The sequence below is a fragment of the Amycolatopsis sp. NPDC043887 genome (assembly GCF_056435665.1).
In genome coordinates this window covers 88,268-113,341 of sequence record NZ_JBWKEB010000016.1, presented here as the reverse complement: position 1 = coordinate 113,341, position 25,074 = coordinate 88,268, and the positions used below count along the sequence as shown (strand labels likewise).

Annotated in this window: 17 protein-coding genes; 11 read left to right on the top strand and 6 right to left on the bottom strand. The window is 69.0% G+C overall.

Annotated elements, in window-relative coordinates; translation table 11 throughout:
• Nucleotides 1-47: 47 nt before the first annotated feature.
• On the bottom strand, nucleotides 48-2,999 hold the full coding sequence (locus AC069H_RS34340; RefSeq protein WP_478235104.1) for an AfsR/SARP family transcriptional regulator: 2,952 nt from the start codon (nucleotides 2,997-2,999) through the stop codon (nucleotides 48-50).
• A 144-nt stretch (nucleotides 3,000-3,143) separates the two neighbouring features.
• On the opposite strand from AC069H_RS34340, the gene AC069H_RS34335 reads away from it, so the two are divergent.
• Nucleotides 3,144-3,800 (top strand): SH3 domain-containing protein, encoded by a 657-nt coding sequence (locus tag AC069H_RS34335; protein WP_478235103.1) that lies wholly within the window; start codon nucleotides 3,144-3,146, stop codon nucleotides 3,798-3,800.
• A 43-nt stretch (nucleotides 3,801-3,843) separates the two neighbouring features.
• Nucleotides 3,844-5,415, top strand: coding sequence for an alkaline phosphatase D family protein (locus AC069H_RS34330; protein ID WP_478226657.1), 1,572 nt, complete (start codon nucleotides 3,844-3,846; stop codon nucleotides 5,413-5,415).
• A gap of 50 nt (nucleotides 5,416-5,465) precedes the next feature.
• On the opposite strand, the gene AC069H_RS34325 is transcribed toward AC069H_RS34330, so the two are convergent.
• Both AC069H_RS34325 and AC069H_RS34320 read right to left on the bottom strand, forming a co-directional pair.
• Nucleotides 5,466-6,470, bottom strand: coding sequence for a winged helix-turn-helix domain-containing protein (locus AC069H_RS34325; protein WP_478235102.1), 1,005 nt, complete (start codon nucleotides 6,468-6,470; stop codon nucleotides 5,466-5,468).
• Nucleotides 6,471-6,613: 143 nt separating this feature from the next.
• Nucleotides 6,614-7,774, bottom strand: coding sequence for a glycoside hydrolase family 88/105 protein (locus AC069H_RS34320; RefSeq protein ID WP_478235101.1), 1,161 nt, complete (start codon nucleotides 7,772-7,774; stop codon nucleotides 6,614-6,616).
• A 262-nt stretch (nucleotides 7,775-8,036) separates the two neighbouring features.
• On the opposite strand from AC069H_RS34320, the gene folP reads away from it, so the two are divergent.
• Nucleotides 8,037-8,903: a dihydropteroate synthase gene (folP, locus tag AC069H_RS34315; RefSeq protein ID WP_478235100.1), complete on the top strand. Its 867-nt coding sequence runs from the start codon at nucleotides 8,037-8,039 to the stop codon at nucleotides 8,901-8,903.
• On the opposite strand, the gene AC069H_RS34310 is transcribed toward folP, so the two are convergent.
• Entirely contained in the window at nucleotides 8,900-10,420 is a 1,521-nt protein-coding gene (locus AC069H_RS34310; protein ID WP_478235150.1) for a sensor histidine kinase, read from the bottom strand. The genes folP and AC069H_RS34310 overlap by 4 nt on opposite strands.
• Nucleotides 10,421-10,637: 217 nt before the next feature.
• Here AC069H_RS34310 and AC069H_RS34305 point away from each other — a divergent pair, with 217 nt between their 5' ends.
• From AC069H_RS34305 to AC069H_RS34285, 5 genes are all read left to right on the top strand, one after another.
• On the top strand, nucleotides 10,638-11,696 hold the full coding sequence (locus AC069H_RS34305; protein WP_478235099.1) for an ABC transporter substrate-binding protein: 1,059 nt from the start codon (nucleotides 10,638-10,640) through the stop codon (nucleotides 11,694-11,696).
• Nucleotides 11,697-11,712: 16 nt separating this feature from the next.
• Nucleotides 11,713-12,495: an ABC transporter ATP-binding protein gene (locus AC069H_RS34300; RefSeq protein ID WP_340685061.1), complete on the top strand. Its 783-nt coding sequence runs from the start codon at nucleotides 11,713-11,715 to the stop codon at nucleotides 12,493-12,495.
• Complete coding sequence (locus AC069H_RS34295; protein ID WP_478226567.1) at nucleotides 12,482-13,375, top strand: ABC transporter permease; 894 nt, start codon at nucleotides 12,482-12,484, stop codon at nucleotides 13,373-13,375. The genes AC069H_RS34300 and AC069H_RS34295 overlap by 14 nt, the downstream gene beginning before the upstream one ends.
• 27 nt (nucleotides 13,376-13,402) lie before the next feature.
• The gene (locus AC069H_RS34290) at nucleotides 13,403-14,419 is read left to right on the top strand and encodes an iron-siderophore ABC transporter substrate-binding protein (RefSeq protein WP_478235098.1); all 1,017 of its coding nucleotides are present in this window, start codon (nucleotides 13,403-13,405) and stop codon (nucleotides 14,417-14,419) included.
• A gap of 261 nt (nucleotides 14,420-14,680) precedes the next feature.
• Nucleotides 14,681-15,613, top strand: a complete 933-nt coding sequence (locus AC069H_RS34285) for an acyl-ACP desaturase (protein WP_478226566.1) — start codon at nucleotides 14,681-14,683, stop codon at nucleotides 15,611-15,613.
• A 247-nt stretch (nucleotides 15,614-15,860) separates the two neighbouring features.
• On the opposite strand, the gene AC069H_RS34280 is transcribed toward AC069H_RS34285, so the two are convergent.
• Nucleotides 15,861-17,510, bottom strand: coding sequence for a DEAD/DEAH box helicase (locus AC069H_RS34280; protein ID WP_478235097.1), 1,650 nt, complete (start codon nucleotides 17,508-17,510; stop codon nucleotides 15,861-15,863).
• 275 nt (nucleotides 17,511-17,785) lie between these two features.
• Between AC069H_RS34280 and AC069H_RS34275 the strand changes: the two genes are divergently transcribed.
• Nucleotides 17,786-19,123 (top strand): serine hydrolase domain-containing protein, encoded by a 1,338-nt coding sequence (locus AC069H_RS34275; RefSeq protein ID WP_478235096.1) that lies wholly within the window; start codon nucleotides 17,786-17,788, stop codon nucleotides 19,121-19,123.
• Between the two features lie 25 nt (nucleotides 19,124-19,148).
• Nucleotides 19,149-20,879, top strand: a complete 1,731-nt coding sequence (locus AC069H_RS34270; RefSeq protein WP_478235095.1) for an acyl-CoA dehydrogenase — start codon at nucleotides 19,149-19,151, stop codon at nucleotides 20,877-20,879.
• Nucleotides 20,880-20,945: 66 nt separating this feature from the next.
• Here the strand turns inward: AC069H_RS34270 and AC069H_RS34265 are convergent, their stop codons facing one another.
• Entirely contained in the window at nucleotides 20,946-23,321 is a 2,376-nt protein-coding gene (locus tag AC069H_RS34265) for a Tex family protein (protein WP_478235094.1), read from the bottom strand.
• Nucleotides 23,322-23,482: 161 nt separating this feature from the next.
• On the opposite strand from AC069H_RS34265, the gene AC069H_RS34260 reads away from it, so the two are divergent.
• Nucleotides 23,483-24,973 carry a chitinase gene (locus tag AC069H_RS34260; RefSeq protein ID WP_478235093.1) on the top strand — a complete coding sequence of 497 codons (1,491 nt, stop codon included), beginning with the start codon at nucleotides 23,483-23,485 and terminating at the stop codon, nucleotides 24,971-24,973.
• The last annotated feature ends 101 nt before the right edge of the window (nucleotides 24,974-25,074 follow it).

Below are 25,074 nucleotides of genomic sequence, written 5' to 3'. Positions count from 1 at the left end.
TGATCGCGGTGGGTGAACCCGCAATCAGGTGCCGAAGTGCGAAAAGGTCAGGCGCTCGCGGAGTCGTTGTAGGAGGCTTCGGCCGCTTCCTGCAGGCGCGAAGCGAGTGCGGATTCCTGTGGCCGCGCGGAGAGTTCCCGCCACAACGCCAGCGCGCGCTCCGAGTAGGTCCGCGACCGCTCGGGCTGGCTCAGCGCCTCGTGCAGTTCCCCGAGGAGCTGGGATACCTCGGCCTCGGACCGGCGGTCCCCGTTGCGCCGGTGCACGCTCAGCGAATTGACCAGCAGCAGCTGCGCGTGGGCCAGATCGCCGCTGTGCAGATACAACTCGCCGAGGTTCTGGTTCGCGTAGCCGACGCAGTGGTCGTCGCCGAGTTCGTTGAAGATCGCGATGGCACGGTCGACCCACTCCCGCGCGCCCGCGAGGTTGCCCTGGTGCTGGCGCAGCATGGCGAGCCGTTTCAACGCGTGCGCCTCCCGGTGCCGATCGCCGATCCGGGCGGACTGGTCGAGCGCCTCGGTGAACCAGCGTTCCGCGTCGGCGTACCGGCGCCGCGCCAGCCACACCGCGCCGATCGCGATGCGCGCGACGGCCTCGCCGTGTGGATCGCCTGCCGCCGAGAACTGGTCGAGCGCCGCGTGACAGTGCTCCAGCGCGACGGTGTCCTCGCCCTTGATCCGCAGCACGGTGCCGAGCCCGGCCAGCGCGATCGCCGCGCCTCGCGCGTCGCCGATCTTGTCGAACAGCAGCTGCGACTGCTCGAACGCGATCAGGGCCTCGGCGTAGCTGTCCTGGTACAGCTGGATCTGCCCGAGGTTGCGCTGGATGATCGCCTCGCCGCGGACCTCGCCGGAGCGGCGCGCGGCGGCCAGCGCGACGGCATGGGTGTGCATCCAGTCGTCCTGGTGACCGCGCTGGTCGAAGTACGGGGCCAGCGCGGCGGCGAGACGCCAGGCCAGCGAGTCGAAACCCAGGTCGGCGGCCAGCGAGACGGCGGCGACACAGGTGTGCCGCTCGGCGGCGAACCACGCGGCCGGGTCCTCGATCAGATGCGCGGTACCCGGTGGCAGCGCGGGCTGGACGGCCGTGTCGTCCCGGTAGAGCCCGAAGAAATGGATCGGCATCCGATCCGCGGCCTCGACCGCGAGCGCGAGATAGCCCTCCAGCACCCGTTTCGTGGCGTCGCGCGCCTTCGCCGGGACGTCCTGCGCCCGGAGTTCGAGGGCGTAACACCGCAACAGGTCGTGCAGGCGGTAGCGGGGCTCGCCGGTGGCGTCCGAGCCGCTGAGCTCGACCAGATGAGCGTCCACCAGTACATCGAGGACGTCCTCACCGTGCGTGCGGCCGAGCAGGGCCGCGACCACCCAGCCGGGGAACTGGATCGAGCCGAGCCCGCCGAGGCCGCGGAACGCGGTCGCCGCCGACATCGGCAGGAGGTCGTAGCTGAGGGTGACACTGGCCCGCACGGCGAGATCTCCGACGCGGAGTTCGTCCAATCTTCGTCTTTCGTCGCGCAGCCGGTCGGCCAGCACGCGCAACGTCCAGCCCGGCCGGTGGGTCAGCTTCGCCCCGGCGACCCGGATCGCCAGTGGAAGATATCCGCAGTGGCGGAGGATCGCGGTCGCGCAGTCCGGCTCCGCGGCGACCCTTTCCGCGCCGACGATGCCTTCGAGCAGCTTCGCGGCCTCGGCCTCGGGCAGCAGGTCGACGTCGACCGGGGTGGCCCCGGCCAGATCCGGCATCCGGACCCGGCTGGTGATCAGCACCGCGCAGGAACCGGCGCCGGGCAGCAGCGGGCGGACCTGCGCCGCGCTGCCGGCGTCGTCGAGGACGACGCACATCCGCAGGGTCGCGAGCCGGGAACGCAGCAACGCCGCGCGCTCCGGGAGATCACGCGGCAGTCCCGCGTCGGGGACGCCCAGCGCGCGGAGCAGCTCGGCGAGCACGGTCATCGGAGGGCGGGACGAGGACGACGTCCCGGCGAGGTCGACGTGCAGCTGACCGTCCGGGAAGTCGTCACGGACCGCGTGCGCCACCCGGATCGCGACGGAGGACTTGCCGATCCCCGGCGCCCCCGACAGCACCGCGATCGCGGGTTTTCCCTGCTCCCGGCGGTCGTGGAAGAGACCGACGAGTGCGCTGACCACCTCGTCGCGGCCGGTGAAGTCCGGCAGGTCCAGCGGCAGCTGGCAGACCGGCGTCACCGGCACGGTGAGGGCGGCGGTCACCGCGTCCTGGGTCGCGGACGGTGTGAGGACCAGCGAAGCCCGCAGTTCCCGCAGCCGCGGCCCCGGTTCGGTGCCGAGTTCCTCCGCGAGCACCTTCTCGGCCGTTTCGTAGGCCTCGATCGCGTCGGCCGTGCGGCCGTCGGCCCGCAGCGCGACGATCAGCTGCTGCCAGAGCTCCTCGCGCAGGGGATGTTCGGTGACCAGGCCGCGCAGTTCGGCGACGGCTTCGGCGGTCCGGCCGAGTTCGATCCTCGCGCGCAGGCGCTGTTCCTGGACCGCGAGCCGCAATTCCGTCAGCCGGGCGACGGTCGCGCCCCAGCCGTGGTCGTGGGGGAGACCTTCGAGGACCTCGCCGCGCCACAGCGCTTCGGCTTGATCCAGCAGGCCCAGCGCGGATTCGGCTTCCCCGTGGCCGAGCGCGTCCTGCGCGCGGGCGGCCAATTCGCCGAAGCGGACGTGGTCGATCTCGTCGGGGGTGGCTTTGAGGATGTATCCGGATGCCCGGCTTCCGATGCGCTCCCCGAGCTCGGGGTCGTGGTCGGCGAGGCGTTTGCGGAGTGAATGGACGTAGGTACGGATGTTCGCCGCCGCCGACCGGGGAGCGGACGAAGGCCACAGGACCTCGATCAGCAGTTCGGTGGAGACGACGACGTTGGGCTGGAGCAGGAGAGCGGCCATCAGCAGCCGGGGTTTGGGCCCGCCGAGCGGCACCACCTGCCCGTCCACCGCCACTTCGAGCGGACCGAGAACGCGAAACCCGAGAATAGTCACCTAAACCGCCAATACGGCAGGAGCCCCATATCCGCCGATAATATTGCCGTCCCGCCATGGTTGGCTAGATCCATTCGCATGCATGTGCAGACAGCCGGTCGGCGTTTGTACGTGATGTGTACGACGCCGGTCGACGCTGAAGTCATGAAGCGTTCAAGTGTCCGGCGGCTCGCCGGTTTCTTTCTCGTGCTGGTGACGGCGGGCGCCTTGGGCCTCGCCGGAGCCACTCCCGCACTGGCCGCGGCCACCGGGACCGTGAAGACGGCGGGTGATCCGCTGAACGTCCGCCGCGCCCCGAGCACCTCCTCGACCGCGGTGCGCACGGTGGCCAACGGCGCCACGGTGACCATCGACTGCCAGACGGTCGGGACCTCGGTCACCGGTCCGCTGGGTACCACGACGTTGTGGGACTACGTCCCCGCGCTCGGTGGTTACATCTCGGACGGCTACGTCTACACCGGCTCGGACCAGCGGGTCGCACCCGACTGCGGAGTCGGCTCCGGCAGCGCCGAATGCTCCACCGGCGTCTGCGCGGGTGAGGGGCGGTTCCGCTCGTCGGACGCGCATTTCCTCGTCTACGACAGGAACGCCGACGGCAAGTCCGCCGTGGTCGCGTACTGGCTGAAGGGTGGCGCCGGCCCGTTCTACGTCTGGGCATCCGGCGGTAACGGCACCCACGTCGACAAGGCCGTGCCGGTCGCGAAGGGATCGTGGGTCTATTACAAGGTCTGCGTCGCCGACGCCGCCGCGAATCCGACGCTCGAGGCCTGTAGTGGCGGCATCACCGATTACGCCGCGTGAAATCCCTCCCCGTTCTTTCCCCACTTCGAAAGGTTGAATTTTCATGGGCCAGGTGAATCGGCGTGCGGTACTCCTCGGTGGGGCCGCGGCGGTTTCGGCGGCGGCGTTGTCGTCGACGGTGCCTTCGTGGGCGAACGCGAGAACACTGGCGGCGGCGCCCGCCATCCACGACCCGTTCCAGCTCGGTGTCGCGTCGGGTGACCCGCTGCCGGACAGTGTCGTGCTGTGGACGCGGCTCGCTCCCGCCCCGCTGAACCCCGACGGTTTCGGCGGCATGCCGGACGCTTCATACACAGTGGACTGGGAACTCGCCAACGACCAGGCGTTCTCCTCGGTCGTGCAGAAGGGCACCGTGACCGCGGCGCGTTCCTCCGGACACAGCGTTCACATCGAACCGGTGGGCCTCGAGCCGGGACGGGAATACTTTTACCGGTTCAAGACCAGCGGCCACATTTCGCCCGTCGGCCGGACGCGGACCGCCCCCGCCGCCGGTGCGGCGGTGAACCAGCTGAAGTACTGTTTCTCCTCCTGCCAGCATTGGGAGGAAGGCTGGTACCACTCGTACAAGGGCATGCTCGCGGACAACCCGGATCTGGTGCTGTTCCTCGGCGACTACATGTACGAGCGGAAATCCGGCCGTGCCGCCGCCGACCGGAATCCGCGCAAACTGGCGTTCACCGAGGACGTGAAGACGCTCGCCCAATACCGCGCCCGGCACGCCCAGCACAAGACCGACGCCGACCTCCAGAACGCGCACGCGATGGCGCCGTGGATCGTGGTCTTCGACGACCACGAGGTGATGAACAACTGGAACGGCACCACCAGCCCGGCGACGGACGCGCGCAAGGCCGCCGGTTTCCAGGCGTTCTACGAGAACATGCCGATCCGGTCCACCGCGAAGCCGAGCGGCGCGTCGATCCGCCTGTACCGGCAGTTCGGCTGGGGGAACCTCGCCCGGTTCCACATGCTCGACACCCGCCAGTACCGCAGCGCGCAGGTGCCGGACCCGTCCGGTTCGGCGGGCCCGTCGTGCACCGACATGCGGTCGACGTCGCGCAGCATCCTGGGCACGGCGCAGGAGGCGTGGCTGCTGAAGGCGCTGGAGACGCATCCGGCGAAGTGGGACTTCCTCGGCCAGCAGGTCTTCTTCGCCACCCGTGATGGTGACGGGAACAAGGCGACCTGTGAGAGCCCCGATTCCTGGCAGGGTTACGAGGCTTCCCGCGACCGGATCGCGAAGGGCATCGTGGACCGCAAGGTGCCGAACCCGATCGTGCTGACCGGCGACGTCCACCGGCACTGGGCGGCCGACCTGCGCCGCGACTACTTCAACCACAGCGACCCGGTGTTCGGTTCGGAACTGGTGACGACCTCGGTCACGAGCAACAGCGACACCGCGACCGATCCGTCTTCGACGTGGCTGTCGAACAACCCGCATGTCAAGTACTGCCGGGGAAAGCGGGGTTACGTGCGGGTGACGGCGTCGCAAACGCAGATGCGGGCGGACTTCATGACGGTTTCGGACACCACCGAGTACGACTTCTCGAAGGTCGTCCTGGCCGCGGACCGCAGTTACGTCGTCGAGGCGGGGAAGCCGGGACTCCAGCGGGTGTAGCGGCCTCGTGAGTGGTAAGGACGGTTCTAACCGTCCTTACCACTCACGAGTCAGGAGAGCAGGTCCACCAGCGCGTCACCGCGCGGCGTCCGGACCACGAGCACCACCTGACCCTCGCGATGCCGCTGGATCAACCCAGCCGAGACGAGCTGTTCGCAGTGGTAGGTCGCGGTGCTCGCGGCACAGGACAGCAGATTCGCGATCTCGCCCATCCGGGCGGGCTTTCCCAAGTGCCGCAACAGTTTCGCGCGGTGGGCGCCGACGACAAGGTCGAGTCCGTCGACACCGGGGGCCGGTTCGGGCTTGCCGCCGTCGAGCAGGCCGTCGAGTCCCGGCAGCGGGTAGCCGATCCAGATGGCGTCCTCTTCGTCGAGGTTGGACACCACCGAGCGGCTGCCCGCGAGCATCGGGACGAGGATCAGTTTGCGGCCACGGACGGTGTACTTCGCCGGCTCGGCGTCGGGCAGCAGCAGACAGCCGTTGCTGAACCGGAAATGGGGCCGCAGCAGGCCGAACACCGCGTCGGTCCCGCCGCGGACCGAGGCGACGCCGATCCGCTCGATTTCGCGGTCGAGCAGGGGACGGGCCCTGCTCCAGAGGCTTTCGGTCGCCAGCCTGGTCGCGGTGAAGGCGTCCGCGAGCGAGGCGGCCCAGCGTCTCGGATGGTCGGCGGCCTGCCGCCACTGCGCGGGCACCCGATCGCCGAAGACCTCTTCCAGGCCTTTCAGGACGTCGGATTCCGTCAGCTCGCGCAGCATTTCCGCCTGGGCCGCGGCGGAACAGTCCTCGCCGGGACTGATCGGGACGATGAAGTCCGGCTGCACCGAGGTGCCGCGGCGGGCGAGTGAGCTCGCCGCACGGTATCCCTGCTCGGGGATCGCCGAACCCACCTGGCGGCGCCAGGCGGCGGGCAGGCCGCGGTCGTACCCGCCGACGACCTCGACGAGCATCGAAACCAGCGAGATGTGCGGGGAAACCGTCACACCGACCGGGATCGTGCTGGTGTCACCGAGTTCGAGCCGGGTATAAGAAGCCGGGGGCGGCGTCTCGCGCATCCGGTCGTCCCTCCTGGGAGTGGGCGTCGCAGCACGCGATGTTAGCGCCTCCGGTCAATACCCGGAATCCGGCCGGAAAACGACCGAAGGGCGCTTTCCCCAGGTCGGAAGCGGGGAAAGCGCCCTTCGGCCGGTGCGGCGACTCAGCGGGCGAGTTGCTCATTCATGATGAGGAACGCGCCGAGACCGTGGAAATCGTTGGTGTTGCGTTTACGCGCGTAGTAATACGCCGTGTCGCCGACGTTGGTGCCTTCGGAGATGTTCGAGATATCGGTCAATCCGTCGGATCCGGTCGAAACCTGGGACAAAACCCCGCGGTAGCCCTTCGCGGCCACGGGCCGGTACTCGGCGCCGATGTAGCCGCGTTCCACCGCGCGGGAGAGCAGGAAGGTGTACATCGCCGAAGCCGAGGTCTCCAGCCAGTTGTCCTTGTCGCCGCCCCGGTCGACGACCTGGAACCAGCGGCCCGAAGCCCGGTCCTGCCAGCGGGTGTACCCCGCGGCGAGGAATTTCACGACGTCGACGAGACGACGGCGCCGCGGATGGTCGCGGGGGAGGATTTCGAGGAGGTCGATCGCCGTCATGCCGAGCCAGCCGATCGCGCGGCCCCAGTGGAATTTCGAATGCCGTCCGGGACCCGACGCCCACGGTTCCGAGCCGTCTTCGTCGTAGGCGTGGTACAGCAGGCCCTTCGCGGGCTCCTTGAGCCGGTCGAAGTAGACGCTGACGTTCTTGGCGGCCTCTTCGTAGCAGTAGGCGGCATCGCCGAAGGTCTTGCCGTACAGGGCGAGGAACGGCTGCGCCATGTACACGCCGTCCGCCCACAGCTGCCCGACCCTGCTCGTGGCGTGGAACATCCCGCCGTCGGACGTCCGGGGATAGGACGGGAACCGGGCGCGCAACTGATCCGCCGCGGTCTTGTACTTCGCCTGCCCGGTTTCGGTGTACAGCAAGGGGAACATCTGCCCGGAGCGCATCGCGTCCAGATTGGTGAAAGAATTGGAGATCCCGCTCTCGGTGACGAACCGGTCGTACCAGGCGAGGATGTAGCCGAGGTAGGACTTCTCGCCGGTGCGCCGGTACACCAGGTACTGGCCGTAGAGGTAGAGGCCGCGGGTGTAGCCCCAGCCGCCGAGGGTGGCCGGGGTGTGACGCTTCATGGTCGAGTCGACGACGGCGCGCGACCAATCCACCGGAGCCGCGGAGGCCACGCCAGGCAGGGCGAGCGCGCCGAGGGCGCCCGCGGTTCCCGCCAGCACCGTGCGCCGGGAAAGCCGTGCCACGCGAAGAGGATATGGGGACATTCGAAGCCCTTCCTGCGCCGGGGCAACCGGGGGAGTGAGTGGCCGGGATGCCGATCCGCCGTCCGCCGGCATCCCGACCAGCCTTGGGGCGGAACTTCCTTGTGGGACAACGTGTACCCGGGTGTTCGATGGCGAGTCAAGAGAGATCCGATCTCTTGCGTCATATATCAGATATGCCACTCGAATGGGCGCTCCCGGTCGCCGGGACGGTCCCGGTGGGCGGTACTCACCGGGCGGGCGTCCGCTCGCCTACGATCGGTGCGTGAACGAGCTGACCTTCCGTGGGCGCCGCGTCGCCCGGGACCGCGCCCTGGTCATGGCGATCGTCAACCGTACCCCCGACTCCTTCTACGACAAGGGGGCGACCTTCTCGGATCCGGACGCGCTCGCCGCCGTCGCCAGGGCGGTGGCCGACGGCGCGGACATCGTCGACATCGGCGGAGTCAAGGCCGGCCCCGGCGCGGAGGTCGGCGTCGAGGAAGAGATCCGACGGGTGGTCCCGTTCGTCGAGCGGATCCGCGAACTGCACCCCGGCCTGGTGATCAGCGTCGACACGTGGCGTCACGAAGTGGGCAGGCGCGCGGCCGAGGCGGGCGCGGACTTGATCAACGACACGTGGGCGGGAGCCGATCCGAAACTGGCCGAGGTCGCCGCCGAGTTCGGCACCGGCTACGTCTGCTCGCACACCGGGAACGCCGTCCCGCGGACCCGTCCGTTCCGGGTGCACTACCCGGACGTCGTCGCGGACGTCGTCGCGGAGACCACGGCGCACGCCGAAGCCGTGGTCGCGCTCGGTGTCCCGCGTGAAGGGGTGCTGATCGATCCGACGCACGACTTCGGCAAGAACACGTGGCACAGCCTGGCGCTGCTGCGGCACGCGCGGGAACTGGCGGACACCGGCTGGCCGGTGCTGATGGCACTGTCCAATAAGGACTTCGTCGGCGAGACGCTCGGCGTGGAACTCGCGGAGCGGGTCGACGGCACGCTCGCCGCGACGGCCTGGGCGGTGGCTGAGGGAGCCAAGGTGTTCCGGGTCCATGAGGTACGGCGCACTCGTCAGGTGCTGGAGATGGTCGCGTCGATCCAGGGGACGCGCCCGCCCGCGCGCGCCATCCGAGGGCTGGCCTAGCCGTCCAAGGGGATGACGGCCGAAACCGTGGTGCCCGTGCCGGGTTCGCTCGCGACGGTCAGTTCGCCGCCGAGCGCGCGGACCCGGTCACGGAGGCCGTGCAGCCCGGAGCCGCCGCCGATGTCGGCCGTGCCGGTGCCGTCGTCGTGGACGTCCACCCGCAGGCCGTCGTCCTCGACGCGGATGCACACGCGGACTTCCCCCGCCCGCGCGTGTTTCAAGGCATTGGTGACGGCCTCCGAGACGACGAAATACGCCGTCGCCTCGACGGCACCGCTGAGCCGTGGCACGTCCGCGTCCGCGAGGTCGACGGCGAGCGGGACGCGGTCCAGCAGCGACCGGACCGCGGGGATCAGCCCGGCCTCGGTGAGGATCGCGGGGCGGAGCCCGCGCGCGAGTTCGCGCAGTTCGGTGACGGTGGCCTGCAGTTCGTCGATGGTGCTTCGCAGCAGTGTCGCGACGGCGGGGGTGAGCTCACTCCCGAGCCGGCGCTCCGCCATCCGCAGCAGCAGGACGACGCTGACCAGGCGTTGCTGCGCGCCGTCGTGCAGATCCCGCTCGACCCGTCTCCGCTCGTCGTCGGCGGCGGCCACGATGCGGGCACGGGAGGCCTGGACCTCGACGAGGCGTTCCTCCAGTTCCGCGGCGAGCCGCTGGTTGTCCAGCACCAGCCCGGCGGCCGCGTTGAGCGCGTCGATCGACCGGCTGTCCTTCCACACTTCGTCGTCCTGCACGAGCGCGGCCAGCCCGGTGCCGTCGCGTTCCAGCAGGAGCCGGATCATCTCCGCGTTGCCGACCCGCGCCCGCAGAACCCCGATCAGGAACGTCAGCGGCCACAGGCAGAACGAGATCCGGTAGACGTCCAGCAGCGGTTCGGAGAACGGGTGCCCGGAGCCGAGCGCGCTGCCGACCGTAGTGCTCAACGCGCCGACCACGGCGATCGCGAGGACAGGGGAGAGCAGTCGCCGCTGCGGAAGCCGTCCGGTGAGCCAGCGGTAGAGCAGCACCACCACGACCCCACCGCCGATCAGCGCACCGACGAGCTCCAGCAGCCGTTTGACCAGCTGTTCGGCCTCCGGCGAAGCGGCGACCGCGGCGAGGTTCTTCGGATCGTCGTTGACCAGCAGACCGAGGACGGCCGAGCCGAATACCACGGCGTACGCGGAGAAGGCGAGTACTCGTTCGGACTGTGACCGGAGCTTCCCGTGCGGGAAGGCGAGCACGAGATGCGCGATCACCGGGCTGGACGCCGCGGACAGCGCCAAACCCACCGTGTGCACCAGCGGTTGGTCGGCGAATTGCAGGTCCTCGGCGAACAACGCGAGCCCGGCCAGCGCGATGAGCAGGCCGATGGGGTTCGAGGCGCGGCGTACGTGCGCGATGGCGCCGGCGAGGAGGAAGAGGAACCCCGTCGTCGTGGACAGGGTGGTGTCGAGCACGGTGTGCGTACCGTCGGCGATCTTGAGCGTCGACGCGACGACTCCCATCCCGATCCCGGCGGTCAGTACGCCCGCCATCGCGACGGTACGAGGGTGCGTCACCACTAAGCGTGATTCGCCCGTTCGGCTCGAACCGTTACACCGTTCCTGAAATGTGGAACAGGAGTTCCGTCTGGTGTCAAGGATTCTCAGCATCTTTCCCGTCATTCGGATGGCGATGCAGGCACGTGGGTGAACATGCGACTCTCGCGCCACCACCCGAGCCAAGTCGTACTCTCCGAAAGGCGACCCTTCCGTGCGCACCCACCACAGAACCCGCTTACTGGCCGCGGCCTTCGCCGCCTTGACCTTGGCCAGTGGGATCGCCGGGTGTTCGCGTGCCGATCGGGGCACCGAAGTGGAGCAGAAGAGCCAGGGGGCCGCGGCCGAGGTGCGCGTCGGGTACTTCCCCAACGTGACGCACGCGCCCGCGCTGATCGGGACCAAGAACGGCTTCTTCGCCAAGGAACTCGGCTCGACGAAACTCACCACCCAGACGTTCAACGCCGGCCCCGAAGAGGTCAACGCGCTGCTCGGCGACTCGCTCGACATCGCGTTCATCGGCTCCGGCCCGGCCATCAACGCCTTCACCAAGTCCAAGGGCGCCATCCAGCTGGTCTCCGGCGCGGTCACCGGCGGCGCCCAGCTGGTGGTGAAGCCGGAGATCACCGCGCCGGAGCAGCTCACCGGGAAGAACATCGCGACGCCGTCGCTGGCGAACACCCAGGACGTCGCGCTCAAGAAGTTCGTCGCCGAGAAGAAGCTGCCCGACGTCAAGGTCACGAACCTCGACAACCCGAAGACGTTCGACGCCTTCAAGAAGGGCGAGCTCGACGGCGGCTGGCTGCCGGAGCCGTGGTCCTCGCGGCTCGTGCTCGACGCGGGCGCGAAGGTCCTGCTGGACGAGAAGACGCTGTGGCCGGAAGGCAAGTTCCCGACCACTGTCGTGATCGTCCGCAGGGAGTTCCTTCAGCAGCACCCGGAGACCGTCACCGCCATCCTCAAGGGTGAACTCGCCGCCATCGAGTGGGCGAAGACCAACCCTGCCGAGGCGAAGAAGGTCGTCAACGGCGAGCTCAAGGCGCTCGCGGGCAGCACCCTGAGCGAGACCGTTCTCGATCGCGCGTTCTCCGGCATCGAACTCGGCATCGATCCGGTGGCGTCGACCTTCAGCCAGCTCGCGCAGGACTCGGTGACCGCGGGTGTGGTGAAGTCCGCGGTGGACCTCAAGGGGTTCGCCGATTTCGGCCCGCTCAACGCCGTGCTCTCCGAGCAGGGCGAGCCCGGCGTGAACGCGCCCGGGCTGACGAAGTGACCGGAGGGGATCAGCGATGACGACCACCTTGGAGCCCGGCCTGTCCACCGGTGTCGCCGTGCGCCTCGACGGGGTGCGGAAGGCTTTCGGGCCGACCGGCCGCGCCGTCGTGGCCCTCGACGGGATGGACCTGACGGTCGCCCCCGGCGAGTTCGTCTGCCTCCTCGGCGCCTCCGGCTGCGGCAAGAGCACCCTGCTGAACCTGGTCGCCGGTCTCGACCGGCCGACGTCGGGCTCGATCACCCTGGAGACCTCCCGGCCCGCGGTCATGTTCCAGGAGGCCGCGCTGATGCCGTGGCTGACCGCGGCCCGCAACGTCGAACTGCCGCTGCGGCTCGCCGGTTTCGGCCGGGCCGAGCGCCGGGAAAAGGCGGCCGAACTGCTCGAACTCGTCCGCCTCGGTGGCGCGGGTGACAAGCGGCCGCACGAGCTGTCCGGCGGGATGCGGCAGCGCGTCGCGCTCGCCAGGGCGCTGGCCGCCACCCTGCGTGTCGGCGGTGACCCGGAGCAGTCGCTGCTGCTGATGGACGAGCCGTTCGCCGCGCTCGACGCCATCACCCGCGACGTCCTGCAGGGTGAACTGCTGCGCGTCTACCGCAGCACCGGCACCTCGGTGCTGTTCGTGACCCACGACGTCCGCGAGGCCGTCCGGCTCGGCCAGCGGGTCGTGCTGCTTTCGTCGCGGCCCGGCCGGGTCGTGCGGGAATGGCGCGACGTCCAGGCCTCCGACGCCGAGGAGCTGACGCTGGAGATCACCGGTCACCTCCGGGAGGTGATCAGTACCCATGCCGCGGCTTGACCGCCCCGAAACCGCGGCGGAAGACGCCGACGAGGCCGTCGGCGCGGGGCTCGACTCGCTCGACACCCCCACCGGGGAGCGCCGGGAAAGCCGGGGAAAGCGATTCCTGCGCGGTTTCGTGCCGCCGGTGGTCTTCCTGATCCTGGTGATCGCGCTGTGGCAGGCGCTGTGGGCCGCCGCGTTCTGGCCGGAGGCCATGCTGCCCGCGCCGCTCGCGGTGTGGGACGAACTCGTCGGCATCACCGTCGACGGTGAGATCTTCGAGTTCGTCTGGACGTCGGTGCACCGCGCCGCGCTGGGCTTCCTGATCGGCGTGGTCATCGGGACACCGCTCGGGCTGCTGGTGGCGAAGGTGCGGGTCGTCCGGGCCGCGGTCGGGCCGTTCCTGACCGGGCTGCAGAGCCTTCCGTCGGTGGCCTGGGTGCCGGCGGCGATCCTGTGGTTCGGGCTGAACGACGCGTCGATCTACTTCGTGGTCCTGCTGGGTTCGGTTCCTTCGATCGCCAACGGGCTGGTCGCAGGCATCGACCAGATCCCGCCGATCCTGCCGCGGGTGGGCCAGGTGATGGGCGCGAGCAGGCTGTCGTCCGCGCGGCACATCCTGCTGCCCGCCGCGCTGCCCGGATTCCTCGCCGGGCTCAAGCAGGGCTGGGCGTTCTCGTGGCGTTCGCTGATGGCCGCCGAGCTGATCGCGCTGTCCCCGGCGCTCGGCAAGGGACTCGGCGCGTACCTGCACGAAGGCTCGTCGTTCAACAGCATGGAGGCCGTGATGTCGGCCATCTTCCTGATCCTGCTGGTCGGGGTCGGTATCGAGCTGGTGGTGTTCCGTCCGCTGGAACGCTCGGTCCTGCGTGCGCGTGGTCTCACCGCGTCCCTTTAGGACTTTGGGCAGGCTAGCCTTACCCGCATGTCCGTTACCGGGGTGCGGGTCAAGGCGACCTTGACCGCGCTGATGATGTCGTTGCTGGCAGCCGGTTGTGGTTCTTCGCAATCGGTCGACGAGACCCTGGTGCCGCCGGAGGCCAGGGGCACCTTTCCGGTGACCGTCGAACACAAATACGGGTCGGCGACGGTCGGGAAACAGCCGTCGCGGATCGTCACGCTCGGCCTTTCCGACCACGACGCCGTGCTGGCGCTCGGGATCCGGCCGGTCGGCGCCGTCGACTGGTTCAAGGAGCGGCCGTACGGGAAGTGGCCGTGGACCCAGGCCCTCTGGGGCGACAAGCAGCCGGAGATCGTCGGAGAACGGGACGACTACAACTTCGAGAAGATCGCCGCGCTGAAGCCGGACCTGATCCTCGCCCAGTACAGCGGGATGAAGAAGGAGCAGTACGAGAAGCTCTCGCAGCTCGCTCCGGTCGTCGCGCAGCCGCCGAAGTTCGAGGACTACGCGGCGCCCTGGCAGGAGACGACCCGGATGGTGGGCCGCGCACTGGGCCTTGAGCGAAAGGCCGAGGACCTGATCGCAGGGATCGACCGGCGGTTCGCGCAGGCGCGGGCCCAGCATCCCGGGTTCGCGAAGCTGTCGATGGTCGTCGCCGACACCTTCGAGGCGGGCAAGTTCTCCGCGTTCACCACGACCGACCCGAAGATGATCTTCATGACCGAGCTGGGCTTCCGGCCCTTCGAACCGGTCAAGGCGCTGAGCAAGCCGGAGAACAACGTCGTCGAGGTCTCCTCGGAACGGTTCGATCTGTTCGACGCGGATCGCCTGGTGTGGCTGAACTCCGACGTCGGCGCGGAGGCCAGGATCCGGGCCGATCCGGTGTACCGGAAGCTGAAGGTGTCGGCGGACAAGCGGGATCTGTTCATCACCTACGAGAAACCGCCGGTCGGGGCCGCGATCTCGTTCAACACCGTGCTGAGCATTCCGTACGCGATCGAGCAGCTGGTGCCGAAGCTGGCGGCCGTCGCCGGCTCCTGACAGTTCAAGGTCGACCTCGCGTCTATGAAGGAATTGGGACATTCAACGTCCCAGTTCCTTCATGGACGGCCCCGGTGTGGCGCCTGGCCCGGCCACTCGCCAGACGTTGCGAAGGCCACAGTGATGCCTGACGTCCTGTGGCTTTCGCGACACCCTGTCGCCGGCTCCTGAGCGTTCACCTTCCGGAGGTGGCAAACCTACGACACCGTAAGTTACGGTGTCGTAGGTAGGCGTTTTCCGTACCCTGGAAGGACGAAACGCATGGCGGTCCCCGAAACCACCCGGCTGATGCTCGAACTCGAAGGGACGGTCGAGGAGAACCTCAACCGGCATCTCTCGGTCGCCAAGGAATGGATGCCGCACGAGTTCGTGCCGTGGGACGAGGGCCGCAACTTCGCCGACCTCGGCGGCGAAGCGTGGGATCCCGAGCAGTCGCGGGTGTCGCCGATCGCGCGGACGTCGTTGGAGGTCAACCTCCTCACCGAGGACAACCTGCCGAGCTATCACCGCGAGATCGAGCGCGCCTTCGGCCGCGACGGCGCGTGGGGTACGTGGGTGCATCGCTGGACCGCCGAAGAGGGCCGCCACGGGATCTGCATCCGCGACTACCTGCTGGTGACGCGCGCGGTGGACCCGGTCGAGCTGGAGCGGTCGCGGATGCAGACCATGCAGGCCGGGTACGACAGCGGCGACAAAGAGCTGCTGAACGTCTTCGCGTACGTATCCTTCCAGGAGCTCGCGACGCGGATTTCGCATCGCAACACCGGGAAGTACACGCAGGATCCCTTGTGCGAGAAGCTGCTCGCGCGGGTCGCGATGGACGAGAACCTGCACATGCTCTTCTACCGGAACCTGGTGCAGGCGTCGCTGGAGCTTTCACCCGACGCGATGATGCGCGCCATCACCGACGAGGTCGTCCAGTTCCAGATGCCGGGCGCGGTGATCCCGAGCTTCGTGCGGAAGGCCGCGCTGATCGCGAAGGCGGGGATCTACGACCTGCGCATCCACCACGACGAGGTGATCTGGCCGTTGCTGCGGCAGTGGAAGATCTTCGAGCTCGAAGGGCTCGGCGAGGTGGGGGAGAAGGCGCGGGACGAACTCGACCAGTTCCTGAAGGCCCTCGACACGCAGGCTTCACGCTTCGAGGAGCGCCGCGCGGCCGCTGAAGCCCGCGCCGCCGCCCGACACGCGTGACCCGGCCCCAGTCACGTGAGTTCCGCCTCCAAGCACGCGAGATCCGGCGGCCGTCACGCGTGTCCCGCCGGACGGCTCGCGTGATCAGATGGACGACACGCGTGATCAGATGGCCAACTTGTGTGTCGTCCCTCTGATCACGTGAGCCGGCCGCCGGATCACGTGTGATCGCGGGCGGAACTCGCGTGACGGAAGCCGGATCTCGCGTGTTTGAAGACGGAACTCGCGTGACGGCCGTCGGGGAGGACTAGCGCGAGCGGCGCGAGCCGGCGCGGGTCCCCGAGGAGAACGCGGCGGCACCACCGCGACGGGCCGGAGCGCCGCCGGACTGGTTCCGCGAGGACTGGGACTTCGTGGCACCGGAGCCGCGGCGCGGCTGCGACTCGGCGGCACCGTGACGCCCCTGACGACCCTGGCCGCCGCCCTTGGGCGCGCCTTCGCGACGTCCGGTGCTCTCGGCCGCGCGACGGCCTTGGCCGGCGGGAGCGCCGCGGCGGTCGCCCTCGGTACGGGGCTGACGCGAACGGCCGTCGGAAGAGCCGCCGCGACGGCCGCCACCGGAAGCTCCACGGCCACCGGCGGAAGGACCTCGGCCACGGCCACCGCGGCCGCCACGTCCACCGCTTGCCGGACGGTCTTCGTCGTCGCCCTTGCCCGGGATGGCTTCACCGCTGGCGCTGACGCGCTTCGGCCGCGTGTCCACGATCGGCCGTCGCGGCGAAGCGGTGAACGAACGCTCACCGGGCGCCAGTTCCGACAGCAGCGGGTGGCCGGGGCCGAGCTGCGTCGTGGTCGGCTTGATGCCTGCCTTGCGGGTGAGGTCGCGGACGTCGCCGACCTGCGCGTCGGTCATCAGCGTGACGACGGTGCCGGACGCGCCGGCCCGCGCCGTCCGGCCGGAGCGGTGCAGGTACGCCTTGTGCTCGACGGGCGGGTCCGCGTGGATGACCAGCGTGACGTCGTCGACGTGGATCCCGCGCGCGGCGATGTCGGTCGCGACCAGCGTCTTCGCCGCGCCGGAGGCGAACGCCTCCAGGTTGCGGGTCCGCGCCGTCTGGCCGAGGTTGCCGTGCAGCTCGACCGCCGGCACGCCGGAGGCCATGAGCTTGCGCGTCAGCTGCTTGGCGCGGTGCTTCGTCCGGGTGAACACCAGCGTGCGGCCCGGGGCGGCGGTGAGGTCGATCAGCACCGGCAGCCGGTGGGTCTCCTCCAGGTGCAGCACGTGGTGTTGCATCGTCGAGACCGGCGACTGGGCCGAGTCGACGCTGTGCGTGACCGGGTCGTGCATGAAGCGCTTGACCAGCACGTCGACGCCCGCGTCGAGGGTCGCGGAGAACAGCAGGCGCTGCCCGCGCTCCGGGGTCTCGGCCATGATGCGCCGGACGTCGGGCAGGAAGCCGAGGTCGGCCATATGGTCGGCCTCGTCCAGCACGGTGATCTCGACGTGGTCGAGCTTCGCCTCGCCGGAGCGCATGTGGTCGGCGAGCCTGCCGGGGCACGCGACGACGATGTCGACGCCGTCACGCAGCCTGGTGATCTGCGGGTTGGGGCTGACGCCGCCGAAGATCGTGGTGACCTTGAGACCGAGCGGTTTGGCCAGCGGCAGGAACGAAGCCTCGATCTGGGTCGCCAGTTCGCGCGTCGGCGCCAGGACCAGGGCACGCGGGCGGCCGGGGCGGCGGCGGGTCGGGCCTTCGGCGAGCCGGGCGAGGACGGGCAGCACGAAGCCGTACGTCTTGCCGGAGCCGGTGCGGCCGCGGCCGAGGACGTCCCGGCCCGCCAGCGAATGCGGCAGCGTGGCGGCCTGGATCGGGAACGGGCTGGTGACGCCTTGTTCGGCGAGCGAGTCCACGAGGGGCTTGGGCAGGCCGAGTTCGGTGAAAGTAGGTGTGCTCATAAGCGTGTGGGCGCGAAGCGCGCCCTGGTATCTCCGTAAGGATAGAAACGGTTGTCCTGCCCGGCGCAGACCTCGGGGGCCGCGGCGCGTGGTCTTCGACAACGAAACGCGGCCCGAGGCAGAACTGAGCGGACCGCGTCGTCCAGTGTACTGGGTCGTGATCTCCCGGGCTACGTGATATCGCCCGCACCGGTCCGGTGATGTTCGTCGGTTCGGACGAGCCGGGCGCGGCGTCGCGGTGAAACGCTGACGTGACCGGACGAAAGGGGACACGGGTGTCGAACGTTCAGGATCTGCAAGGGGTGCTCGACGAGGAGGCGCGTCGCGCGAGCGTCCCCGGAGCGGTGGTGGGGGTGACGCACCGCGGTGAGGAGTCGGTGTTCGCCACCGGAGTGTCCAGTGTGGACACCGGGCTTCCGGTCGATCCCGGCACGTTGTTCATGATCGGCTCCACCAGCAAGACCTTCGCCGCGGCCGCCGTGCTGGCCCTGGTCGAAGACGGTGTGCTGGACCTGGACAGGCCGGTCGTCGAGTACCTTCCCGATCTCCCCTTGGCGGATCCGGTGGCGCGGAAGACGGTGACCTCGCGTCATCTGCTCACGCATTCGGCCGGTTTCCTCGGCGACGTCGACTTCACCACCGGGTGGGGTGACGACGCGCTGGCCCTCGCGATCGCGAAGTTCGGCGACCTGCCGCAGAACTTCCCGCCCGGCGAGGTCTTCTCCTACTGCAACGCCGGATTCCAGCTGGCCGGCCGGGTCGTCGAGGTGGTGGCGGGCGAACCCTTCGAGGACGTGGTCCGCGCCCGGCTGCTCGACCCACTCGGTATGACCGAGTCGTATTACCTGCCGTGGGAGGTGCTCACCCGCCGTCACGCCGTCGGACACGTGCTGCGCGACGGTGAAGCGGCGGTCGAGCACACCGTGGGCCTCACCCGTGCGGACAGCGCGAGCGGCGGGCTGTGGTCGACCGCGGGCGACCAGCTGAAATGGGCCCGGTTCTTCCTGACCGGTGAGGCCGAGGGCGAGCCTCCGATCAGCGAAGCCACCCGCGACCTCATGCGCGCGCCGCAGCGCAGGGCCGCGCTGCGGTTCGAAGAGGTCGGGCTCAGCTGGCTGCACACGACCCACGGCGCTGCCCGGCTGGTCCGGCACGGCGGCAACGTGAGCAACCTGCAGCTGTCGGAGTTCGTGACCGTGCCGGAGGAGGAATTCGCCGTCACGGTGCTGACCAATAGCGCGGGCGGGTCCGCACTGGGCGCGAAGGTCGTCGACTGGTGCCTGGAGCACGTGGTCGGGCTGCCTCCGCTCACGAGCCCGCCGCCGGTGCCGCAGCCGGACATCGCCGAGTACCTGGGCCGCTATCAGACCGGTGACCTGGCGTTCGTGGTCAAGGACCGGGACGGCGCCCTCTGGGCCCAGCTGGTCGCCGACGTCGAGGGCTTTCCCTCGCCACCGCCGTTCGAGGCCGTTTTCGTGGGCGGCGACGCGATCGCCCCGGCCGCGGACACCCGCAAGCCCACCGCCCGGTTCCTGCGCGACGAGCGTGGACGGGTGACTTCGGTCGAGTTCGGTGGCCGGACAGCGAAGCGAGGCGCTACGGTTACCGGGTAGTAACTTCGGCTGACCAGGAGTGACCATGAGCGAAAAGGCGACCGCGTTGTTGCTGAACCCGGGTGGGTACGACCCACGGCAGTTCGACCCGGAGACGCGTCGCCTGCTGCGTGCCACCATCGAGTGGTTCGAACAGCGTGGCAAGCGCAAGCTCGTCGAGGACTACCACGACCGGACCTTCTACGCGGACTTCATCGAGTTCGCGGGCAAGGAAGGCCTGTTCTCCACGTTCCTCACTCCTGGCGCCAACGCCGAGGGGAATCCCGACAAACGGTGGGACACCGCGCGGGTCGCGGCCCTGTCGGAAATCCTCGGCTTTTATGGCTTGAACTACTGGTATCCGTGGCAGGTCACCATCCTCGGCCTGGGCCCGGTGTGGCAGAGCGCGAACGAGGCCGCCCGCAAACGCGCGGCGGACTCGCTCGCGGCCGGCGGCGTCGCCGCGTTCGGACTGTCCGAAAAGGAGCATGGGGCCGACATCTACTCGTCGGACCTCGTGCTCACCCCGGACGGCAAGGGCGGCTACCGCGCGAACGGGTCGAAGTACTACATCGGCAACGGCAACTGCGCCCGAACCGTGTCCGTGTTCGGCCGCATCGACGGTGTCGAGGGCCCGGACCAGTACGTGTTCTTCTACGCGGACTCGGAACACCCGAACTACCGCGTGGTGAAGAACGTCGTGCCGTCGCAGATGTACGTCGCCGAGTTCGAGCTGAACGACTACCCGGTGTCCGAAGAGGACATTCTGCACGTCGGCGCCGACGCGTTCTCCGCGGCGCTGAACACGGTCAACATCGGCAAGTTCAACCTGTGCTTCGGCGGCATCGGGATGTCGACGCATTCGCTGTACGAGGCGATCACGCACGCGCACAACCGGGTGCTCTACGGCAAGAAGGTCACCGAATTCCCGCACGTGCGCCGGGAATTCGTCGAGGCGTACGCGCGGCTCGTCGCGATGAAGCTGTTCTCCGACCGTGCCGTGGACTACTTCCGCAGCGCGAACGCGGACGACCGCCGGTACCTGCTGTTCAACCCGATCACCAAGATGAAGGTGACCACCGAGGCGCAGAAGGTCATCGGCCTGGTCGCGGATGTGGTGGCGGCCAAGGGATTCGAGGCCGACACCTACCTCGCGATGGCCAAGAACGACATCGACGGCCTGCCGAAGCTGGAAGGCACGGTGGCGGTGAACCTCGCGCTGATCGCGAAGTTCGTGCCCGCGTACCTGTTCGCGCCGCAGGCCTACGAGCCGGTGCCGACCCGTTCCGACGCGGCCGACGACGAGTTCCTGTTCCGCCAAGGCCCCGCGCGCGGCCTGTCGAAGGTGCGGTTCCACGACTGGCGTGAGGCGTACGCCAAGGCGTCCGCGATCCCGAACGTCGCGCGGTTCACCGAGCAGGCCGACGCGCTGGTGAAGCTGTTCACCGAAGCCGCGCCGGACGAGGCGCAGCAGCAGGACATCGACTTCGGTCTCGCGCTGACCGAGCTGTTCACGCTGGTCGTCTACGGGCAGCTGGTGCTGGAGCAGGCCGAGATCACCGGGATCGAGACCGAGGTCGTCGACCAGATCTTCGCCATCCTGGTACAGGACTTCAGCCTCACCGCGATCGATCTGCACGGGAAGTCGTCCTCGACCGACGCGCAGCAGGCCCTCGCGCTGGCCTCGATCCGGAAGCCGGTCGTCGACGCGGCGCGCTTCGATCACGTGTGGTCGCTGGTGCGGGACCTCTCCGGTGCTTACGCCATGAACCCGTAAAGATCCGTGAAGGCCTCCTTCCCTACTCTCAGGGTAAGGAAGGAGGCCTTCACGGACTTCTGAGCCCTACTTGCCGAAGCCGGCCTTCCGGAGCGCGTCCGCCATGGCGCCGCCGCCACCGGAGTTGCCGCCGCGGTCCCGGCCGCCACCGCGTCCGCCCTGACCGCCACGCTGACCGCCGCCTTGGCGCTGACCGCCCTGGCCGCGGTCACGACCACCGCCACCGCCCTGCTCGCGGGCGGGACGGCCGGGCTCGTCGTCCAGCCGCAGGGTCAGCGAGATCCGCTTGCGCGGCACGTCGACCTCCAGGACCTTCACCTTGACGATGTCGCCGGGCTTGACGACCTCACGCGGGTCCTTGACGAAGTTCTTCGACAGCGCGGAGACGTGCGCGAGCCCGTCCTGGTGCACGCCGACGTCGATGAACGCGCCGAACGCGGCCACGTTCGTCACGACGCCTTCCAGCCGCATGCCCGGCTTGAGGTCGCCGATCTTCTCGACGCCGTCGGCGAAGGTCGCGGTCTTGAACGCCGGTCGCGGGTCGCGGCCCGGCTTTTCGAGTTCGGCGAGGATGTCGGTCACCGTCGGCAGACCGAAGGTGTCGTCGACGAACTCCGTGGGCTTCAGCGCCTGCAGTGTCCGCGAGTTGCCGATGAGCGAGCGGATGTCCGTGCCGGTCGAGGACAGGATCCGCCGCACCACCGGGTAGGCCTCCGGGTGCACCGAGGACGAGTCGAGCGGGTCGTCGCCGTCCGGGATCCGGAGGAAGCCCGCGCACTGCTCGAAGGCCTTGGGGCCGAGCCGTGCGACCTCCTTGAGCCCGCTCCGCGTCTTGAACGGACCGTTCTCGTCGCGGTGCGCGACGATGTTCTCCGCCAGGGTCGTCGTGATGCCCGAGACGCGGGTCAGCAGCGGGGCGGACGCGGTGTTGACGTCGACACCGACGGCGTTCACACAGTCTTCGACCACCGCGTCGAGTGAACGCGACAGCGAGATCTCCGACAGGTCGTGCTGGTACTGCCCGACGCCGATCGACTTCGGGTCGATCTTCACCAGTTCCGCCAGCGGGTCCTGAAGCCGCCGCGCGATGGAGACCGCGCCGCGCAGCGAGACGTCCATGCCCGGCAGTTCCTGTGAAGCGAACGCCGACGCCGAGTAGACCGACGCGCCCGCCTCGGAGACGACGGCCTTCGTCAGCTTCAGTTCCGGGTGCTTCTTGATCAGCTCGCCCGCCAGTTTGTCGGTCTCGCGAGACGCGGTGCCGTTGCCGATCGAGATCAGGTCCACCTTGTGCCGGGCGCACAGCGCGGCGAGTTCGGCGATCGACTGGTCCCATTTGTTCGCGGGCTGGTGCGGGTAGATCACGTGGGTGTCGACGACCTTGCCGGTCGCGTCGACGACGGCGACCTTGACGCCGGTGCGGAAGCCCGGGTCGAGGCCCATCGTGGCGCGCGTGCCCGCCGGGGCGGCGAGCAGCAGGTCCCGCAGGTTCGCGGCGAACACGCGGACGGCGTCGTCCTCGGCCGACTGGCGCAGCCGCATCCGCAGGTCGATGCCCAGGTGCAGCAGGATCTTCGTCCGCCACGCCCAGCGGACGGTGTCGCCGAGCCACTTGTCGGCCGGCCGTCCTTCGTTCGAGATGCCGAACTTGTGGGCGATGCGGTTCTCGTACTCGGTCGGCCCGGTACGCGGTTCCTCGGAGGGCTCCTCCGACTCCATGGTGAGGTCGAGGATCTCCTCCTTCTCACCGCGGAACATCGCGAGGATCCGGTGCGAAGGAAGCTTCGTGTAGGGCTCGGAGAACTCGAAGTAGTCGGAGAACTTCGCGCCCTCTTCGGCCTTGCCGTCACGGACCTTCGAGGCCAGACGGCCTTCCGCCCACATCTTCTCCCGCAGTTCGCCGATCAGGTCGGCGTCCTCGGCGAAGCGTTCGACGAGGATCGCGCGGGCGCCGTCCAGTGCGGCCTGCGCGTCCGCGACACCCTTGTCGGCGTCGACGAACACCGCGGCGGCGGCCTGCGGATCGGTGTTCGGGTCGCTCAGCAGCCCGTCGGCGAGCGGCTCCAGGCCGGCCTCGCGGGCGATCATCGCCTTCGTCCGCCGCTTGGGCTTGTACGGCAGGTAGATGTCCTCGAGGCGGGACTTGGTGTCCGCCGCCATGATCGACGCTTCCAGCGCCTCGTCCAGCTTGCCCTGGCTGCGGATCGACTCCAGCACCGCGACCTTGCGCTCGCCGAGTTCCCGCAGGTAGCGGAGGCGTTCTTCGAGGGTGCGGAGCTGGGTGTCGTCCAGCATCCCGGTGACCTCTTTGCGGTACCGGGCGATGAACGGCACGGTCGATCCGCCGTCCAGCAGGTCGACGGCCGCCTTGACCTGCCCTTCGCGCACACCGAGTTCTTCGGCGATCTTCTGCTCGACTGTCTGCAGGCCCTGCACGCTCACTCCCACGCTCCTGATTCCGCCCTCGGGTGCTCTCGGACCCTGCATTCTGCCGCTCGTGCCGAGCCGACTTTCGTATGGCCTCCTCTAACCGAACCCTTGACAGTTGTATTGGTCTGTACCATTTTGATGTGGCCGACATCACCCGTTCGTGGAGGCCAGTCGTGAAAGTGAAGCCGAAACACGCGTTCCTCGCCCTGCTGTCGTCACTGGCCGTGTGCCTGGGGGTGACTTTCGCGGTCTCGGGCAGCGCCTCGGCCGCCAACATCCTGACCAATCCGGGCTTCGAACTAGGCACCACGAGCGGCTGGACCTGCACCGGCGCGAACGCGGTGGTCACCACGCCGGTCCACTCGGGCACTCGCGCGCTCAGCGCCACCCCGGCGGGGCAGGACAACGCCCGCTGCTCGCAGAGCGTGGCGGTGAAGGCCAACACCGAGTACACGCTTTCGGCGTGGGTGCAGGGCAGCTACACCTACCTGGGTGTCACCGGCACCGGGACGGGTGACAAGAACACCTGGACCCCGGGTGGCGGCAGCTGGTCGCAGCTCTCGCTGAGCTTCACCACCGGCGCGTCCACCACGAGCGTCGAGATCTACCTGCACGGCTGGTACGGCCAGCCCGCGTACTTCGCCGACGACGTGAACCTCGACGGCCCCGGCGGCTCGCCGACGACGACCCCCACCACGCCGACCACGCCCACGACCCCGACGACCACCACGTCGAACCCGCCGACGACCACGACGAGCACCCCGCCGACCGGGAACCTGCCGAAGCACGTGATCACCGGCTACTGGCAGAACTTCTACAACGGCGCGAAGGCGCTCAAGCTCGCCGACGTCCCGACGAAGTACAACATCATCGCGGTGTCCTTCGCCGACGCGACGGCCACGCCGGGCGCGGTCAGCTTCACCCTCGACTCCGGGCTGTCGAGCCAGCTGGGTGGCTACACCGACGCGCAGTTCAAGGCCGACATCAAGACGGCGCAGGCGCGCGGGCAGAAGGTCATCCTGTCCGTCGGCGGCGAGAAGGGCACGATTCGCGTCGATTCCGCGGCCGCGGCCACGAACTTCTCCAACAGCATGAAGTCGCTCATCGCGACCTACGGCTTCGACGGCGTCGACATCGACCTGGAGAACGGCGTCAACGCGACCTACATGGCGCAGGCGCTGCGCAGCATCCACGCGGCGGGCGGCTCGATCATCACCATGGCGCCGCAGACGATCGACATGCAGAGCCCGGCGGCGGAGTACTTCAAGCTGGCGCTGAACGTCAAGGACATCCTGACGATCGTCAACATGCAGTACTACAACAGCGGCACGATGCTCGGCTGCGACCAGAAGGTCTACTCGCAGGGCACGGTCGACTTCCTCACCGCACTGGCCTGCATCCAGCTGCAGAGCGGTCTGCGCGCCGACCAGGTCGGGCTCGGCCTGCCCGCCTCCGGCTCGGCCGCGGGCGGCGGCTACCAGGCGCCCGGCAACACGGTCAACGCGCTGAACTGCCTGGCGAAGGGCACGAACTGCGGTTCGTTCAAGCCTTCGACGACGTACCCGGCGATCCGGGGCGCGATGACCTGGTCGATCAACTGGGACGCCTCGCAGGGCTACGCGTGGTCGAACACGGTGAGCGCGGGCCTGGCAGGCCTCCCGTGACGATCCGCTAGACCGGGGCGGGTGCCGACGTCGCGCGGGCGGCGGCACCCGCCCTTTCCACTTCTTCCCCCTTACGCGTTTAGTCCTCTGGATGCGGTAGT

Coding starts and splice junctions, on each gene's coding strand:
- AC069H_RS34320 (WP_478235101.1), bottom strand. CDS start 7,774: ATGTCCCCATATCCTCTTCGCGTGGCACGGCTTTCCCGGCGCACGGTG.
- AC069H_RS34330 (WP_478226657.1), top strand. CDS start 3,844: ATGGGCCAGGTGAATCGGCGTGCGGTACTCCTCGGTGGGGCCGCGGCG.
- AC069H_RS34310 (WP_478235150.1), bottom strand. CDS start 10,420: ATGGCGGGCGTACTGACCGCCGGGATCGGGATGGGAGTCGTCGCGTCG.
- AC069H_RS34280 (WP_478235097.1), bottom strand. CDS start 17,510: ATGAGCACACCTACTTTCACCGAACTCGGCCTGCCCAAGCCCCTCGTG.
- AC069H_RS34295 (WP_478226567.1), top strand. CDS start 12,482: ATGCCGCGGCTTGACCGCCCCGAAACCGCGGCGGAAGACGCCGACGAG.
- AC069H_RS34285 (WP_478226566.1), top strand. CDS start 14,681: ATGGCGGTCCCCGAAACCACCCGGCTGATGCTCGAACTCGAAGGGACG.
- AC069H_RS34290 (WP_478235098.1), top strand. CDS start 13,403: ATGTCCGTTACCGGGGTGCGGGTCAAGGCGACCTTGACCGCGCTGATG.
- AC069H_RS34335 (WP_478235103.1), top strand. CDS start 3,144: ATGAAGCGTTCAAGTGTCCGGCGGCTCGCCGGTTTCTTTCTCGTGCTG.
- AC069H_RS34325 (WP_478235102.1), bottom strand. CDS start 6,470: ATGCGCGAGACGCCGCCCCCGGCTTCTTATACCCGGCTCGAACTCGGT.
- AC069H_RS34300 (WP_340685061.1), top strand. CDS start 11,713: ATGACGACCACCTTGGAGCCCGGCCTGTCCACCGGTGTCGCCGTGCGC.
- AC069H_RS34270 (WP_478235095.1), top strand. CDS start 19,149: ATGAGCGAAAAGGCGACCGCGTTGTTGCTGAACCCGGGTGGGTACGAC.